Source organism: Haladaptatus caseinilyticus (genome assembly GCF_026248685.1).
GTDB classification, from domain to species: Archaea; Halobacteriota; Halobacteria; order Halobacteriales; family Haladaptataceae; genus Haladaptatus; species Haladaptatus caseinilyticus.
Window position 1 is genome coordinate 1,056,202 of record NZ_CP111036.1, and the last position, 16,355, is coordinate 1,072,556.

Sequence of the window (16,355 nt, forward strand, 5' to 3'; positions counted from 1 at the left end):
GACGGTTCTGTTTCTAGCTCATCCTTGCTTTCCCGGAGCGGGAGTATCGCGATTCGGCGATGGCGAAAACGAGCGTGCTGGCCAATCCCAACAGGGTTCCTGCGGTCAGCATTCCGGCGAGGAACTCCAGCGAAACGCGGCTGAGGAAGTAGGCGCTCACGGCGTACAGAACGCCACCGATAGAGAGGACATAGAACGGCGCGTTCAGATAGCGCCATTCGAACTCGTCGGCGAGGTACTCGTCCGTGATTTGACCGAGGCTGGAGGTAATACCCGCTGCCGAGAACCAGACGACTGCGCCATAGACCAACGATGCAAGCACTCGAACCGCACCGAGGTCGGCACCGCCGCGATCCGCCCGAACCGCTTCGAGGGTTTCGACGCCACTGACGCCGCCGATGATGAGCAGGGCTGCGGCCACGACGTAGGTGATGAGCGTCACACGACCGGAGTATAAGCTGTTTCTGGCTTTTCCTGCGACATGGTCAACCAGGCGTTCGAGCCCGAGTCCGCGGAACAGGACGTACAACCCGAGGAGTGCGGACGTACCGCCGATGACGACAGCGCCGGGCATCCCGTTTTTGTCCGCGAGGAGGGCGAGCGGATAGATGAGCAGGAGGATACCGAGCGGGACGAGAATCGTCCCGCGCGTTTCGGGGTCGTTCAACACCTGTTTGATCGTATAGTACATCGACTCCAAATCCTGTGCCTGCCGGACGACGACCCGCCGGACGCCATCGACCGGAATGCGGGAGCGAATGACCGGAACGACGCTCTCGTCCTGTGCACCGTCGGTGACGATGACGGTCGTAATCTCCTCGCTCGTGCTGATGCTCGCCAAGACGGTGTCTACCTCTTCGCCGACCTCCCTGTTCGCGCTGATATCGCTCCCTTCGTTTCCGGTAACGACTGCGACTTCGACGCTCTCCTCGGCGTCGATTCGGTCGTACAGGTGGACGCCCTCGAACATGACGTTGACGTCACTGTCTTCGGGGTCTGCGGTTGCGAGCGCGACGGCGGCGGCCTCGACTTCGTCTCGGCCGATGACCGGCGTTTCGAAGTCGGTTTTTCGGCCAAGGTCGTCGTCGAGGTCTACACACAGCACCAGCAGCATTGCCCGCAGGTACGCGGGGGATGTTTAACTGTTTTCGGGAGAAGCGAGACACCAGACGAAGAAACGACTCTAAACGGTCTAAATCGGCGTGAACGGTACAAGGAGCGTTGCTCGCGCGATATTAGGTCGCGTATAATAATACAGCAATACGCGAGTTCCCCAACCATGACGAAAACACCGACACGGCGCCGCATTCTACAAGCGGTTGGGGCCGCCACAGCGGTCAGCCTCGCTGGGTGCTCGTCCAGCGGTGACGGAGCCACAGAAACGACCAGTGAAGCGAAAAACGAACCGACGACGAGGGGTTCCACAATCGAAGGCGGGACGACGAGCAGAGGGACGAGTACGACTGATGAATCGACGACCAGTGAGACGGAGACGGATGAAACGACGGGAGGGACGAATCCTCCGAAGGGAGGCGGTGACGTGAAATTCAGGACGAACGGTGGTGCGACAGTACGAGGGACACTTCTCGGGGAAGGGCCGTGCGGGGTCGTCTTCGCTCACGGGGTCGGTTTCGACCGGAAAAGCTGGCTCCCACAGGCGCGAAAGCTCGCCGAAGAGGGGTACACCTGTCTGACAATCGACCTGAACCTGGACGACCGAAGCACGACCCCGGAATACGTTCTCGCCGCGGTTCGATATCTCCGTCGGCGCGTCGGAGTGAAAAACGTGGTTCTCATCGGGGCCAGCGCGGGGGCGAACGCAGTCGTTCGCGCCAACTCGCGGGCAGGGAGTGGAACTATCGACGGAACGCTCGCAATCTCGCCCGGAAAAGCCACGGAGTCGGCAAGCGGGATGCAGGGATGGAAGCTGTTCGTCGTGAGCAGAGGTGACAAGGATCGGTTTGTGCGGACGACGAAACAGATGCACGAAAACGCTCCGAGTCCGAAACGGTTCGAGAAAATTTCGGGCAGTGCACACGGCCAGCATGCCTTCGAGGAGAACGATTACGCGATGCGGTCGCTCATGAACGAACTCCTGAACACGGTTTGTGGCGGGGAGTAACGTAATTCGCACGCTTTTTGAGTCTCCACGGGTAAAACGGACTAACGAATGATTTCCAAGGGCTGTGAACAGTGCGCCATGGGTGGCAAGATGGTGCTCTTCGTCTACGGGTACTGCGACCAGCGCGACTGCTTTTACTGCCCGCTCGGCGAGAACCGGAAAAACGTCACCGACGTATACGCGAACGAGCGGAAGATCGAGAACGACGAGGACATCATTACCGAGGCAAAGCGAATGGACGCCCTCGGTACGTCCATCACGGGTGGCGAGCCACAGGAGGCGATGAACAAGACGTGCCGCTATATCTCGATGCTGAAAGACGAGTTCGGTGACGACCACCACACGCACCTCTACACCGGAATCACGGGTGGGCGCGAGAACATGCGCCGACTCGCCGAGGCAGGACTGGACGAGATTCGCTTCCATCCGCCGTACGAACTTTGGGGCGAGATGCACGGGTCGGAGTGGGAGGACATATTGTACATTGCGCGTGAAGAAGGAATCACGCCCTCGTTCGAAATACCTGGAATCCGGGCTGAAGAGGAGTTCCTCGAATTCCTTGACGAAGGCGCGGCGGAATTCTGCAACGTCAACGAATTCGAGATGAGCCAGGGTAACTACCGCCGAATGCAAGCCGAGGGGTACGAACTCCAAGAGGGTCACATGTCCGCAGTCGATGGGTCGAAAGAGCAGATTCTGGACGTGATGGGCGACCATCCACGCGTATACTTCTGTACCTCGGTGTTCAAGGACGCCGCCCAGCACCGAAACCGCCTGAAGCGCATGGCGCGCCAAATCCGCCGTGAGTTCGACGACGTGACCGACGATGGCACGCTTATCTATGGAAAGACGTGGGCCACCGAAGAGCGGTTCGCGAAACTCGGCGTTCCCGAGGAGTTCTACACCGTCAAATCCGACCACATCGAAGTCGCGTGGTGGTTGTTGGAGGAGATGATAGACGAAGGTGACGTGGAAAAAGGCGAAATCGTGGAGCAGTATCCAACCTACGACGGGCAAGTGGTCGAACGAACGCCATTGGCGTAAATCGCTCTCGTTTTCGTTTTTTCGTGTTCTCGACAGCGAGGAGCAGTGCGCCGAATCGGCGCGGGGGTTGGCACCCGACCGCAAGAAAAGGTTGCGGAAGTGTTTAGGCGAGTGCCACAAAATTCACACTCATGCCGGACTGTCCACTGGCAGATAGCTGCCCCAGTTTCGAGGAACGAATCAGCGGAATGGGCTGTCACCACTACGGCGACCGCGGCGGTGCGGAGTGGTGTAACCACTACAACCAGCCGATCCGGGAACTGAAAACCGCTCCCGTCCAACCGGGCGAGGAAGTCATCGTGGAGATCGACGACATTCACGAGAGCGGCTCCGGCGTCGGTCGGACCGACGAAGGATTCATCGTACTCGTGGACGGCATCCTCCCCGACGCTCGCGCTAAAGTAAAAATCACGAACGTAAAGGGCAATCACGCGACGGCCGACCCCGTCGAGCGCCTCCCGATGGAACCGGAGGACGAAGCGGAGGACACGGGAGAAGGGGAACCGGAAACGACGAACCGAAGAAAACGTGAACGCCGCGAACGCCTCGGAAGTCGGGACAACTTCTGGGGCGGATAGTCCGCGAAGTGGACAGTCCTTTGCAGGTTGGGCATGTACAGTCACGCATGCCGGAGGCAGTGATATGAGCGACGAACCGGACGTGGATGAGATACTCCACCGGGCAGGGTTTTGCGCGGAGACGAGTGTTCTCACCAGACGACAAGCAGAGGTGCTGGCACTCCGCGAGCGGGGGGTTGCACAAACCGATATCGCGGACCGTCTCGGTACCTCGCGGGCGAACGTTTCCAGCGTCGAGGCGAGTGCCCGCGAAAACGTTCGCAAAGCACACGAAACAGTGGCGTTCGCGGAAACACTCCAGGCACCGGTTCGAATCGAAGTCGAACCGAACACGGACCTGTACGACGTGCCGTCGCGTGTGTACGACGCGTGCGACGAGGCAGGTGTGAAGGTAAACCACGCCGCACCGGAGCTGATGAAACGAATCAGCGACGAGGCGGGCAACGCCGTCGAAGGACGGGGAGTCCGAACGCCCTTGCTCATCGGCGTGACGCACGACGGTGAAGTGACGGTTCGCCAATCATCCCCCGAGGAGTTTTAGCAGTTCCCACGGATTTCGGAATATGGACCTCGATATAGAAGGTAACACGGCGTTAGTTACGGCGAGTTCGAGTGGACTGGGACTGGCGAGCGCGAAGGCGTTAGCCCGAGAGGGAGCGAACGTCGTCATCTGTGCCCGCAGTGAAGACGATCTAGCCGACGCGGAACGGGAAATCGAGGGAATGGGCGATGGCGCTGTTCTCTCGGTGCCGACGGATATCACCGATCCGGACGAAATCGAGACACTCATCGAGGCGACCGTCGAGGAGTTCGGCGGTCTCGATCACCTCGTGACCTCGGCGGGTGGGCCACCGAGCGGGCGGTTTCTCGACACTACCGAACGCGACTGGTACGCCGCCTACGATTTGCTCGTGATGAGCGTCGTCTGGCTGACGAAGCGCGCCTATCCATACCTCGCGGACAGCGATGCGGGTACGGTGGTGAACATCACCTCCACCAGCGTTCGGGAGGCGATCGACGGTCTCGTCCTCTCGAACGCGGTACGTCGGGGAGTCATCGGATTGATGAAAACCCAAGCTCGCGAGTTTGCACCTGACGTGCGAGTCAACGCGGTTCTGCCGGGCGCGCACGAGACACCCCGAATTCAGGAACTCGTGGAGGCGGCTCTCGAACGCGGTGAGTACGACAGCTACGAAGACGGACTCGCGGACTGGTCGAGCGACATCCCGATGAATCGAGTCGGCGACCCGATGGAACTCGGGGAAGCAGTCGCCTTCCTTTCAAGCGAAAGCGCGAGTTTCATCACCGGCGTCGCGCTCCCGGTAGACGGTGGTAGGCTCCGAAGTTAATGGGAGAGCAGACGTGATGGCGGATCCAAAGACGGTGGTGTCATGGAGCGGTGGAAAGGATGCTGCATACGCTCTCCTCGAATTGGGTACGGACAGCGTAGCTGAACTACTGACGACGATTTCGGAAAACGGACGTAGTAGTATGCACGGCGTGCGGCGGGAACTGTACGAGAAGCGAGCGGAGAGTATCGGGCTCCCAATTCGGTTCGTGGAGCTGCCACTGGCGTGTTCGAACGAGGAGTACGAATCACGGATGGCGAACGTGATGGCCGAGTATGAATCCCGTGGCATCGACCGTGTCGCCTTCGCTGACCTGTACTTGGAAGACATACGGCGGTATCGGGAATACCGGCTCGAAAAGACGAGTATTGACGGCTGCTGGCCGGTATGGAATCCGAACACGGAGGAACAAATCGAATCGTTTCTCGACGCCGGATTTCGCGCCACCGTCGTAGCAGTGGATGACTCACTGCTCGATTCCTCGTTCGTGGGCCGCGAACTTGACCCTGCTTTCCTCGCCGATTTACCCCGGGATATCGACCCGTGCGGCAAAAACGGGGAGTTCCACACGTTCGTCCGGGACGGCCCGATTTTCGACTCGTCGATATCGGTCGAAGACGGGAAGACGGTAACACGAGAGGTGGGCGACGGCGAATTTCACTACTGCGATTTGCGGTAAGTTCCGATTCCGTTACGACTCGATTTTCTCGAGTATTCGTTTGGCTTCGTCGCGGGCTTTCTCCTCGCCCGCCTGTTTTTTGATGAGGACGCTCTGGACCACCCAATCGTCGCTGTCCTCCCGTTTCCCGGTTCTGACTTCCGCCCCCGAAGAGACGTCCTGTGCGGCGTTTGCTGCCCAATCCGGCGTCCGAATCGTGTCGAACTCGTTCGGGTCTCGGAATCGAACGTGAATGTATTCGTCTTCCGTTTCGACCGATTGAACGGCTGGTGTGTCTGTCATAGCATGGGCTGTTCGACGAGGACAACAAGAAAATTGGTGGCTACTCAGAATGCGTCTTCCGTACGCAATCGCGAAACCACTTCGCGCACACGCTGTGCCTCTTCCTTCGGAACGACGAGAACACGATCGTCGAACGACACGACGATCAAATCATCCACACCGACGAGGCTCACGTGTTTGTCGCTGGCGACGACGTTCCCTGTCGCGTCGATACTCAGCGCATCGCCGAGAACTGTATTTTCCCCGGGAACGAGTCGTTCCAGTGCGTCCCACGATCCGAGGTCGTCCCACTCGAAATCGGCGGGGACGATGTATGTGTCGTCAGTTCGTTCCATCACGGCGTAATCGACACTCACAGGTTCGACTGTGTCGAATCCGTGTTCGGCATCGCCATCTTCGAGCGCGGTAACGAGTGGTTCGAGTGGGGAGTCGCGGGCCTCTCGCAGGAACGCGTTTGGCGTCCACGCAAACAGTCCCGCGTTCCAGTAGAAACAATCCTTTACGAACTGCTCTGCGGTTTCAGCGTCGGGTTTTTCTCGAAATTGAGCAACGTCAAAGTAGTCTTCGTGCTCCGTACCGGGTTCGATGTACCCGTATCCTGTCGCAGGGCGAGTGGGTTCGATTCCCACAGTGACAACCCCCTTCGTTTCCACTGCAACTGATACGGCATGGCGAGCAGTGGATTCGAAATCACCCGCGATGTGGTGGTCACTCGGCATGCAAAGGAGGACACAGTCGCCGATTTGTTCGCGGATTCGGTGGGCCGCATACACGAGTGCTGGGCCGGTGTCTTTCGGTTCCGGTTCGACCAGCACGCCGGCTTCGGGAACGTGTTCGCGCACGAGGTCGGCGTGTGCTGCGGCAGTGCAGACGAACACTTCGTCGGCGAAGCCGGCGCGTTCGACGGTTTGGGCCAGCAGGGAGTCGTCTCCAAGAAGCGAGAGGAACTGCTTGGGACGGTCGCTTCTGCTCGCCGGATATAGTCGCGTTCCGGTTCCACCGGCCATGATGAGTGCGACGAGCGGGCGAGTCATACGAAAGGGAACGATAGGTGATGGCAAAAATCGGTCTATCGGTGCTCACGGGAGTTACGACAGTTCCGGTAATCGTTGTCAGGCTGCACTCGCAAAAACAAGTCGGCTTAGGCGCCGCGTGCTTCCGTTTCGGACGGAGCTTCTTTGCGGGCCGCAGTTCTGGTGCCCTGTGCCATGAACATCATCGAGACGCCAGTGACGAGGAGGTTCACTCCGAAGAGGAGTCCAACCGCCCACAGCGCAGTTCCGGGGAATCCGGCCCAGATGATTCCGGCGATAACCAGCGCGAGGACGCCACTCACGACGAGCGCACCCCAGCCTTTGTCACCGCGAGCTTGGAATCCCATGACGATTTCGAGGATGCCCTCCACGAACAGGAACGCCACCACAAGGATGGTCAGCGTCGTTAGTCCGAGGACCGGGTTCGACAGAAGCGCAATACCGGCGATGGCGTAAACGACCGCGAGTAGCGCTTGTATGACGAATCGCTTCCAGCCACCCGAGAAGGCGTGTGCGACGTGAACGAGAGCGCCGACGATCAGAAGCGCGCCGAGTAGTATCGACAACGACACCCCGGCCACGAACGGTGAAAGGATGGCAAGAACGCCGATTACTGCGATGATTGCCCCCGCGCCCATCGAAGCCCGCCACGAAGTTTCCGAAGCGTTCGATACCATTTCAGCACCGCTCTCTACTTTTGTGCTCATTGTTATAGTACCCCGAATACCGTATATGCTAGCCAAGAGCATAAATTGTGTTCTTTATTTGAAGGAAATTCCCGAGACCGGACCGTTTTTGAGCAATATCGTCCCGAAGAGAGACTCAGTCTATCGAAATACGAAATCGGAATGAAAGACGTTTTACAGACATGATTTTGAGAATATATATTTGTCTAGTAATCATTTTCGGAAGAATAGACACCGCATCGCATAGCTGTCACTCGCTTTTTGCTTTTGGAATGATAGTCAGAAATCTGCTATTTAAATCGGGGCTACCACGTCTCGATGGTTCGCTCTCGAATATCTTCGACACATCCATCGCAGGCGGGATGTTCCGCGTCGAAGCACGCTGGACGACCTTCCGTATCGAGTCGTACTGCCCGTCGTTCTACATGTCTCCGGCAGACGATTTTTGCCCTCCCGTGTTCGTCCTGTGGCAAATCCGCAAGTACCGCGTCATGTGCGTTTCGATAGGCTTCCTTCGCTTCTTTCATCTGCCGGTCCGCCGATTCTCGGGTTTTGGCATATTTTTTCCCCGCTTCCCTGAGTTTGATGCGGAGGAAGCGTTCGAGACGGTCGTCCATACCTCATGTTGGTGGTCGAGGAATGAAAGGTTTCCCCGACGAGCGGGCCGCACTCTCACACGCCATGGACGAACAGTTCGAAACGGTCAGGTACAGAATACAGCCACGAGGCCGCGTTAGGACCCATTTTTCACTTCCGGTACCCTCGCGTAACCTTTTATACTATCGCGAACCAACACCGATACGTCTCCCATAGAAAACGAAGTGGAGACGGAGCAACCATGACCGATGTGCGACAGCACGCAGAGGAAATACACGAACAGTTCTCCGACCATCTCGACGTATCCGTCGACGACGTAGCATCGCGTCTCGACAGTCTGGTCAACGAGTACAAGGTGCCCATGGAAGAGGCACGACGGAGCGTTACCAGCCATTATCTGGACGAGGCCGGACTCGAACGCGACGACATCCGAACCGGCGGTACCAGCGACGTAGCGGTTGACGACATCGAAATCGACGAGCAGTGGGTAAACCTCACGGCCAAGGTCGTCGACCTTTGGGAACCGCGAAGCGACTCGGTCGGCCAGGTCGGCCTCCTCGGTGACGAGACGGGCACGATCAAGTTCACCAAGTGGGCGAAATCCGACCTGCCCGAACTCGAAGAGGGGGTCGTCTACCGACTCGGCAACGTCGTCACTGACGAGTATCAAGGTCGCTACTCGGTGAAACTCAACCGAACCACGACCGTCGAGGAACTCGATACCGACATCGAAGTCGGCGACAACGCGACCGAAATCGAGGGCGCGTTGATCGATATCCAGTCCGGCAGCGGCCTTATCAAGCGCTGTCCCGAGGAAGATTGCACGCGCGTCCTCCAAAACGGGCGCTGTTCGGAACACGGCGAGCAGGAAGGTGAATTCGACCTCCGAATCAAGGGCGTCGTGGACGACGGAAACGACGTTCACGAGGTCATCTTCAATCAGGAAGCGACCGAGAATCTGACCGGCATCGAACTGGACGAAGCCAAGCAGATGGCGATGGACGCACTCGACACCACCGTCGTGGCCGACGAAATGCGCGAAAAGACGCTCGGCTACTACTACCGCGTGGCAGGACCGACCATGGGTCGGTACGTACTGGCGAACGATGTCGAACAACTGTCCGGAACAGTGGATGCGGAAGCGGCGCTTATCAAAGCGAGGTCGATGTAACATGAGTGGAGCACCTACCAGAGAAGTCGCACGCAGGACGTTCGCAGCGGAGTTCAACGACGCGAGCTATACGTTCAAAGAGTCGGATGACGAACGCGCACCGGTCTACCTGCTCCTCCCCACGGGCGAGCGAGCGAACCGAGTCTTCGTCGTCGGGACGCTAACCGAAAAAGAAGACGTCGGCGAAGACAGCGAGTACTGGCGTGGACGGGTAGTTGACCCGAACGGCGACACGTTCTTCGTGTACGCGGGGCAGTACCAACCCGACGCCGCGGCGATGCTTCGCGAACTAGAAGCGCCGGAATACGTCGCCATCGCCGGAAAACCACGAACCTACGAGATGGACGACGGAACGGTGAACGTCTCGCTTCGTCCCGAATCCATCACCGTGGTCGATGAATCGACACGTGACCGCTGGGTGGTCGAAACCGCCGAGCGAACGCTCGAACGCATCTCGACGTTCGAAGACGAGACGAACCGCTACGCCGCCATGGCGAAAGAGCAGTACGACCGACCGATCGACTCGTATCGGGAGAACGCAATCCGAGCGCTCGAAAGTCTCGATACGGACGGAAAGTCGAACGACGAGGAACTGAGCGACGGCGGTGTGAGCGACGAAGCGGACGGTGAAAGCGAAACGCCGCTCCAGTAGCGAGACGTCACATCTCTTTCGGGAGTAGTCGGATGAAGAGTTGTCGGATAGCGAACCGTCTACCAAACGGTTCGAGAGGAACAACCGTCGAAAACCCACGATATTACGATACAACATGCCCGACGATCGAACATCCCCAAGCGGCGGGTGGCGGGAGGTGTACGGTGCGATGGAAGTAGACACCTCCGCCGAAGCACCTGCCAACCCCTGTCCAGACTGCGGTGTGGAGTCGAGGTGCATCTTTAGACGCGTGTTCGAATGCGACGATCACGGCGTGTGGGCACTGGACGCGACAGGAACGCCACGAATGGAATCCAACCCGACCAAAATGAAGGCGGAGTAGTTCGAAACGAAATCAATCGAGGGGTTCCGAGAGCGCGTCCTCGACGCGCTCTTCGAGGAGGCCGGACCAGACGATGGTTTCGGCGGCCGAGATATCCTCGTGAATCGGCCGGTCATCGGTCAGCGGGGGTACGACCTCACGGACAACGTCGTAAGCTGCACCGGTACCGGTGCCGTGCGAGAGATCGTCGGAAACGAATTCGCTTGCTTGTGCACCGCAGACAAGTTCGATACCGACGATGGCGAGGGTGTTTTCGACCGCCCGGCGAGCGTTGTACGCACTCTGGGCACTCATGCTCACGTGGTCTTCCTGATTGCCGCTGACGGGCGTGTTGTCCATCGAGGCGCGACCGATGGACCGGTTTTCGTTCAACAGTGCCGCGGCGGTATACTGGGCGATCATGTAACCGGACCGCAGACCGCTGTGTTCGGTGAGGAACGGTGGGAGATGCGGTTCCTGAATGTTCGGGTTGAGCATTCGGTCCACACGGCGCTCCGAGATGGCCGCGAGTTCGGTGATGGCGTTCGTCAAATAGTCGAGCGGGAGTGCGAGCGGATCGCCGTGAAAGTTGCCGCCCGAAAGAACTGCGGCGTCGCCCGTGCCGCTGGCACGGCTGTTCACCGCGTCAGCGGGGAAGATGAGGGGATTGTCGGTCGCGCTGTTGAGTTCGATTTCGACCGCCCCGCGGAGATGGGCGACCGCATCCCGAACCGCACCGTGAACTTGCGGCAGACAGCGAAGCGAATAGGCATCCTGCACACGGTCGCAGTTGCGATGTGATTCGACGATTTCCGAGTTCTCGGTGAGCCGTTTGACGTTTCGTGCGCTCTCCGCGTGCCCGTCGTGGGGACGAATGTCGGCGATAACTGGGTCCGCTGAGGCGGTCGTCCCCATCGTCACTTCGGTCGTGAGTGCGCCGGCAACGTCCGCCGCGCGAATCGCGCGTTCCGCATCACGAACGGCGAGCGCGGCCAATCCGACCGAAAGCTGTGTGCCGTTGATGAGTGCCAACCCTTCCTTGGCCGCGAGCGTGACCGGTTCGAGTCCAGCGGTTTCGAGGGCATCCGCTCCGTTCAGTTTTTCTCCGGCGACGGTTGCGGTACCCTCACCCATCAGTACCAGCGCGAGATGTGCGAGGGGTGCGAGGTCACCGCTCGCACCGAGGCTTCCGCGCGATTTGACGACGGGATGGATACCTTCGTTCAGCATCGTCACGAGGTGGTCAACGACGATTTCACGAATGCCGGAGTAGCCCTTGACGAGCGCGTTGACCCGTCCGAGCATCATCGCACGAACCTCCTCACGGGTCAGCTCCCTGCCTGCCCCAGCGGCGTGACTCCGGACGAGGTTGGCTTGGAGCGTTTCGATGTCTTCCGGTGGAATTCGTTCGTCCACGAGTTCGCCGAATCCGGTATTGACGCCGTAAACCGCTTCGCCGCTTTCGACCACCTGTTCGACGCGTTTTCGGGCCCGTTGGACGCGATCGCGGGTTTCTTCGGGGATAAAAACGGTCGCGTCGTCCCGAGCGACCCGTTCCACGTCTTCCGGCGTGAGCGATTCGCCGTCTACTTGTATTTCGGTCATTAGAGGTTCACCTTCGTAGTGGTGTGGTTGTCGGTCGGTGAGGGGTGAGAACCGTTTCGGCGGTCGTAGCCACGAAAGCCCTCACGGGCGATGTTCGTGCGCCCCACGCCGTGCTCCTCGGGCAGGTGGTGAGCGCCTCCCCTGCGATGGTGCGGTTGCGGTCGCTTGGAGTCCGCAACTGCCAACGGTAAACCGACTGACGAACCATCGGGTGCAGACGAACGAACCGACGGGGAACTGTTCGTACCCTCACACCCCTCGATATCGTTTTCACGCACGATGGACCGCCTCGCCGTCCTTCAGCACCGTCTCCACCGCGTTCACGCCGAAGTTGTACGGGACGTGGACGTAGCTCGGCGCGTCCAGAACGGCGATATCGCCCGGTGTCCCGGGTTGAAGCGTCCCCGACCCGTCCGCCATATCGAGTGCCATCCCGGCGTGTTTCGTCCCCGCAACCAGCGATTCGGCAGGGGTCATCCCCATCTCCACGCACGAAAGTGAGGCCGCGAATCCCATACTCTGAGAGTAACAGTTCGGATTGAAATCAGTCGCGATGGCGACGGGAGCACCCGCATCGAGGAACGCCCGAGCGTCGGCGAACTCCGCACCCAGGCCGAATGCGGTTCCCGGGAGCAAGACGGGGACGACTCCTGCCTCTGTGACCGCGTCGATATCCTCCTGGGTTGCGTAGAGAAGGTGGTCGGCACTGGTCGCACCGAGTTCTGCGGCGAGCTGCGTCCCGCCGATGTGGGCGAGTTCCTCTGCGTGGATTTTCGGGGTCAAGCCGTACTCTTCCCCGGCTTCCAGTACACGTCGAGACTGCTCGACGGAAAACACGCCCTCCTCGCAGAACACGTCGCAGAACTGTGCTATTCCCTGCTGGGCGACCGCCGGAATCTGTTCTTCGACGACTTCGTTCACGTACTCGTCGGCGTCTCGACTCTCCGGAATCGCATGAGCACCCATAAACGTCGGAATCACATCGACTGCGTGCTGGTCGTCAGCGCGAGCGATGACCGCCAACATTTGGAGTTCAGTCTCGGTATCGAGTCCGTAGCCGGATTTGATTTCTACGGTGGTGGTTCCGTGGGCGAGCATGGTATCGAGGTGCGAGAGCACGTTCGACAACAGTTCCTCGTCGCTCGCCTCTCGTACTGAACGGACGGTTCGGAGGATACCGCCACCATCGGCGAGGATTTCCTGATACGTCTTACCCTGCAGTTTCGCCTCGAACTCGTCGGAGCGGTCGCCCGCAAAGAGGGCGTGAGTGTGTGGGTCGATGAAACCCGGTATGACTGCTTTCCCGCCCGCATCGAGTGCGAAGGACGCATCTTCGGGAGGGTATTCTCGGGTCACAGGACCAGTCGCCCCGACTCGTGCGACTTCCCCATCAACCACCGCGATTGCGGCATCTTCGTAGATACCGAGCGACCCATCCGCCTCGATAGTCACGATTTCTTTTGCGTCGTGGACGACTGCTGTAAGTTCCGAGTTTCGACCGCTCATCGGCCACCTCCGAGTGTGGAAAGGAAATGTGCGATTGCCCGTGCACCAGCCTTCGCCGTCAGTCCATCGCGGTCGAGCGACGGCGAACATTCGACGATCTCGAAACCGACTACTCGGTCGTCGCTCGCCGCAAGTCGGAGCATCCGAAACAGTTCCCGAGTAGAAATTCCGCCCGGCGTGGGTGCGCTGACGCCAGGTGCGAACACGGCGTCCAGGACATCCAAATCGACGCTCACGAAGATCGTATCGACATCGGCCATCGAGTCGAGCGGGGTGTCGATCGCGGAGACGGAGTCCTCACCGACCTCTTCTGCGGTAACGATTTCGCCGCCTTTCTCACGAACGAACGACGCGTACTCGGTGCTCGTCTCGAAGTGACGAGCGCCGACACAAGCGTAGGCATCGAGTCCGCCGCCGAGTTCCGAGTCGAACAACTGACGGTAGGGAGTTCCACTGGTCGGAGACTCCCGAACTTCGCGTACGTCGAGGTGAGCGTCGAAATTGATGACGCCGAGTGACGATTCGTCGGAGAGCAAATGAACGGCGTTGGCGTAGGTGAGCGAGTTATCCCCACCGAGGAATACCGGAAACGAGGATCCGTCAAGCACCGCGCTGGCGGCGGTGTGCGCGAGTGATTGTGCTTCTTCGACCCAGTCGGCGTTTTCGAGGTTGGCAACGTCACCGAGGTCGCCGAGCGATCCGATCGGTCCGGCGTCGAAATGGTGGGTTTTGATGCCCGCGAGATGTTTGCGGAGAGCGGACGGTCCTTCTCTCGCACCCGCACGGCCGATAACCGCTCCGTCGTAGGGTTCGCCGACGAGGACGGCGTCGAACTCGTCTGCCGTGTCGATCGTTGCGGATTCAACGATGTCACCGAACTGTTCGTCGTTCGGGTCGGCCGATGTGCCCTCCCAGTCGAACGTGTGTACGAACTCACTCATTCTGTATCACGCATCGGGATCCGGACGTTCGATTTTTTCGCTTGATCGAGTGCGACGTCGTAACCCGCATCGGCGTGCCGAATCACGCCCATTCCGGGGTCGGTGGTAAAGACACGACGGGCCTTTTCTGCCGCGAGGTCGGAACCGTCGAGGATGACGTGGTTGTTCGTGTGAAGCGCGTTGCCGATACCGACGCCACCGCCGTCGTGGACGGAAACGATGTCGGCACCTGCCGCACAGTTGAGCAAGGCGTTGAGAATCGGCCAGTCCGCGATCGCGTCCGAATCGTCGCGCATGGCTTCCGTTTCGCGGTTCGGACTGGCGACCGACCCCGCATCGAGATGGTCACGGGTGACGACGATCGGTGCCCCGATTTCGCCGTCCGCGACGAGTTCGTTGATTCTGAGCGCGAACCGGGCGCGTTCCGTGAGGCCATCATCGTCGGTGTCGTATCCAAGCCAACACACTCGCGACGGGAGGCCCTGAAATTCGACCTGTTCCTGTGCGAGGTCTATCCAGCGGTGAAGTTGTTCCTTCTCGGGGAACAGTTCGACGACTGCCTCATCAGTTCTGTGAATATCGGCCGGGTTTCCGGAAAGCGCGGCCCATCGGAACGGTCCTTTTCCCTGACAAAAAAGCGGGCGGATATACGCCGGAACGAATCCGGGGAAATCGAAGGCATGCTCCATCCCCCTGTGTTCTTTCACCTGTCCGCGGATGTTGTTACCGTACTCGAAGGCGATCGCGCCCGCATCCTGGATGTCGAGGATCCCCTGGACGTGGCGGGCCATCGTGTCCAGGCTTTCCTCGACGTATTTTTCGGAATTTACATCGCGGAGTTTGCCGGCTTCCTCGACGGTGTATCCCGATGGATAGTAGCCCTCCAGTTCATCGTGGGCACTCGTCTGGTCGGTGATAACGTCCGGAACGAAGTCGCGGTTGAGCATGCCTTCCAGCATGTCAGCGGCGTTGATGTGAACGCCGATCGAGTACGGTTCACCCGCCTCGGCCGCTTCCGTCGCGTTTGCGATGGCCTCGTCCAAATCATCCGTCTTCTCCATGCAGTAGCCAGTCTCGATTCGACGGTCGATTCGGGATTCGTCCACCTCTGCAGCGATACAGACGCCGTGGTTCATCGTCACGGAGAGAGGTTGGGCACCACCCATCCCCCCGAGTCCACCCGTGACGACGATCTTCCCGCGCAGGTCGCCCGCAAAATGTTCGTCCGCGAGGGCGGCCAGCGTTTCGTAGGTTCCCTGAATGATACCCTGCGTGCCGATATACGCCCACGATCCGGCAGTCATCTGGCCGTACATGATGAGCCCCTTCGCTTCGAGTTCGTGGAAATGCTCCCAATCGTCCCACTTCCCGACGAGGTTCGAATTGGCGATGAGCACGCGAGGGGCGCGCTCGTGCGTCGTGAACCGTCCGACCGGTTTTCCGGATTGAACCAACAGCGTTTCGTCGTCGTCGAGATCGCGCAGTTCGGTCACAATGGCGTCGTAGGCGTCCCAACTGCGGGCCGCCCGACCGGTTCCGCCGTACACCACGAGATCTTTGGGTTTTTCGCCGACATCCGGGTCGAGGTTGTTGTTCAGCATCCGAAGGGCCGCTTCTTGTCGCCAGCCCTTACATTCGATATCGGATCCCGTCGGTGCACCCTGATACTCACGCCACTGGGCGCTCGGTTCGCCCACATCGTGTGTTTCGGTTCGTTCGTTCGTTTCGGTCTGTTCGCTCATTGTGTGTCATATGAGCGCGAACTGCAAATACCTCAGTCCCTGCGT

19 protein-coding genes are annotated in these 16,355 nt (G+C 59.4%); 9 read left to right on the forward strand and 10 right to left on the reverse strand.

The genetic code is table 11. The annotated features are described in order from the left end of the window. Window positions 1-13: 13 nt before the first annotated feature. Window positions 14-1,114 carry a DUF373 family protein gene (locus OOF89_RS05920; protein ID WP_266079213.1) on the reverse strand — a complete coding sequence of 367 codons (1,101 nt, stop codon included), beginning with the start codon at window positions 1,112-1,114 and terminating at the stop codon, window positions 14-16. Window positions 1,115-1,279: 165 nt separating this feature from the next. On the opposite strand from OOF89_RS05920, the gene OOF89_RS05925 reads away from it, so the two are divergent. From OOF89_RS05925 to OOF89_RS05950, 6 genes are all read left to right on the forward strand, one after another. After that, the gene (locus OOF89_RS05925) at window positions 1,280-2,122 is read left to right on the forward strand and encodes an alpha/beta hydrolase (protein ID WP_266079215.1); all 843 of its coding nucleotides are present in this window, start codon (window positions 1,280-1,282) and stop codon (window positions 2,120-2,122) included. A 48-nt stretch (window positions 2,123-2,170) separates the two neighbouring features. Beyond that, on the forward strand, window positions 2,171-3,166 hold the full coding sequence (locus OOF89_RS05930) for a radical SAM protein (RefSeq protein ID WP_266079217.1): 996 nt from the start codon (window positions 2,171-2,173) through the stop codon (window positions 3,164-3,166). 131 nt (window positions 3,167-3,297) lie between these two features. Beyond that, entirely contained in the window at window positions 3,298-3,744 is a 447-nt protein-coding gene (locus OOF89_RS05935) for a TRAM domain-containing protein (RefSeq protein ID WP_266079219.1), read from the forward strand. A 64-nt stretch (window positions 3,745-3,808) separates the two neighbouring features. Next, entirely contained in the window at window positions 3,809-4,285 is a 477-nt protein-coding gene (locus tag OOF89_RS05940; RefSeq protein ID WP_266079221.1) for a Tfx family DNA-binding protein, read from the forward strand. Window positions 4,286-4,307: 22 nt separating this feature from the next. After that, window positions 4,308-5,093 carry an SDR family oxidoreductase gene (locus OOF89_RS05945; RefSeq protein ID WP_266079223.1) on the forward strand — a complete coding sequence of 262 codons (786 nt, stop codon included), beginning with the start codon at window positions 4,308-4,310 and terminating at the stop codon, window positions 5,091-5,093. A 16-nt stretch (window positions 5,094-5,109) separates the two neighbouring features. Further along, window positions 5,110-5,772, forward strand: a complete 663-nt coding sequence (locus OOF89_RS05950) for an adenine nucleotide alpha hydrolase (RefSeq protein WP_266079225.1) — start codon at window positions 5,110-5,112, stop codon at window positions 5,770-5,772. Window positions 5,773-5,784: 12 nt separating this feature from the next. Here the strand turns inward: OOF89_RS05950 and OOF89_RS05955 are convergent, their stop codons facing one another. The 4 genes from OOF89_RS05955 to OOF89_RS05970 form a co-directional block, all read right to left on the reverse strand. Further along, the gene (locus tag OOF89_RS05955) at window positions 5,785-6,054 is read right to left on the reverse strand and encodes a hypothetical protein (RefSeq protein WP_266079227.1); all 270 of its coding nucleotides are present in this window, start codon (window positions 6,052-6,054) and stop codon (window positions 5,785-5,787) included. A gap of 44 nt (window positions 6,055-6,098) precedes the next feature. Further along, complete coding sequence (locus OOF89_RS05960; protein WP_266079229.1) at window positions 6,099-7,088, reverse strand: mannose-1-phosphate guanylyltransferase; 990 nt, start codon at window positions 7,086-7,088, stop codon at window positions 6,099-6,101. A gap of 107 nt (window positions 7,089-7,195) precedes the next feature. After that, window positions 7,196-7,795, reverse strand: a complete 600-nt coding sequence (locus tag OOF89_RS05965; RefSeq protein WP_328517185.1) for an HdeD family acid-resistance protein — start codon at window positions 7,793-7,795, stop codon at window positions 7,196-7,198. A 284-nt stretch (window positions 7,796-8,079) separates the two neighbouring features. Continuing rightward, complete coding sequence (locus tag OOF89_RS05970) at window positions 8,080-8,391, reverse strand: DUF7091 family protein (protein ID WP_266079231.1); 312 nt, start codon at window positions 8,389-8,391, stop codon at window positions 8,080-8,082. A gap of 221 nt (window positions 8,392-8,612) precedes the next feature. Here OOF89_RS05970 and OOF89_RS05975 point away from each other — a divergent pair, with 221 nt between their 5' ends. The 3 genes from OOF89_RS05975 (at window position 8,613) to OOF89_RS05985 (ending at window position 10,537) form a co-directional block, all read left to right on the forward strand. Further along, window positions 8,613-9,542 carry a replication factor A gene (locus OOF89_RS05975; RefSeq protein WP_266079232.1) on the forward strand — a complete coding sequence of 310 codons (930 nt, stop codon included), beginning with the start codon at window positions 8,613-8,615 and terminating at the stop codon, window positions 9,540-9,542. Window position 9,543: 1 nt separating this feature from the next. Next, entirely contained in the window at window positions 9,544-10,194 is a 651-nt protein-coding gene (locus tag OOF89_RS05980) for an RPA family protein (RefSeq protein ID WP_266079234.1), read from the forward strand. A gap of 115 nt (window positions 10,195-10,309) precedes the next feature. After that, window positions 10,310-10,537, forward strand: coding sequence for a hypothetical protein (locus tag OOF89_RS05985; protein WP_266079236.1), 228 nt, complete (start codon window positions 10,310-10,312; stop codon window positions 10,535-10,537). A 12-nt stretch (window positions 10,538-10,549) separates the two neighbouring features. Here the strand turns inward: OOF89_RS05985 and hutH are convergent, their stop codons facing one another. The 5 genes from hutH to hutU are packed head-to-tail and all read right to left on the reverse strand — an operon-like array spanning window position 10,550 to window position 16,310. Continuing rightward, window positions 10,550-12,121, reverse strand: a complete 1,572-nt coding sequence (gene hutH, locus OOF89_RS05990; RefSeq protein ID WP_266079238.1) for a histidine ammonia-lyase — start codon at window positions 12,119-12,121, stop codon at window positions 10,550-10,552. After that, complete coding sequence (locus OOF89_RS05995; protein ID WP_266079240.1) at window positions 12,121-12,399, reverse strand: hypothetical protein; 279 nt, start codon at window positions 12,397-12,399, stop codon at window positions 12,121-12,123. Before OOF89_RS05995 ends, hutH begins: the two co-directional genes overlap by 1 nt. Then, complete coding sequence (gene hutI, locus OOF89_RS06000; RefSeq protein WP_266079242.1) at window positions 12,392-13,627, reverse strand: imidazolonepropionase; 1,236 nt, start codon at window positions 13,625-13,627, stop codon at window positions 12,392-12,394. Before hutI ends, OOF89_RS05995 begins: the two co-directional genes overlap by 8 nt. Further along, a complete protein-coding gene (gene hutG, locus OOF89_RS06005) occupies window positions 13,624-14,568 on the reverse strand; it encodes a formimidoylglutamase (protein ID WP_266079244.1) in 945 nt (314 codons plus the stop codon). The genes hutI and hutG overlap by 4 nt, the downstream gene beginning before the upstream one ends. Continuing rightward, window positions 14,565-16,310 (reverse strand): urocanate hydratase, encoded by a 1,746-nt coding sequence (gene hutU, locus OOF89_RS06010; RefSeq protein ID WP_266079246.1) that lies wholly within the window; start codon window positions 16,308-16,310, stop codon window positions 14,565-14,567. The genes hutG and hutU overlap by 4 nt, the downstream gene beginning before the upstream one ends. Between the last annotated feature and the right edge of the window lie 45 nt (window positions 16,311-16,355).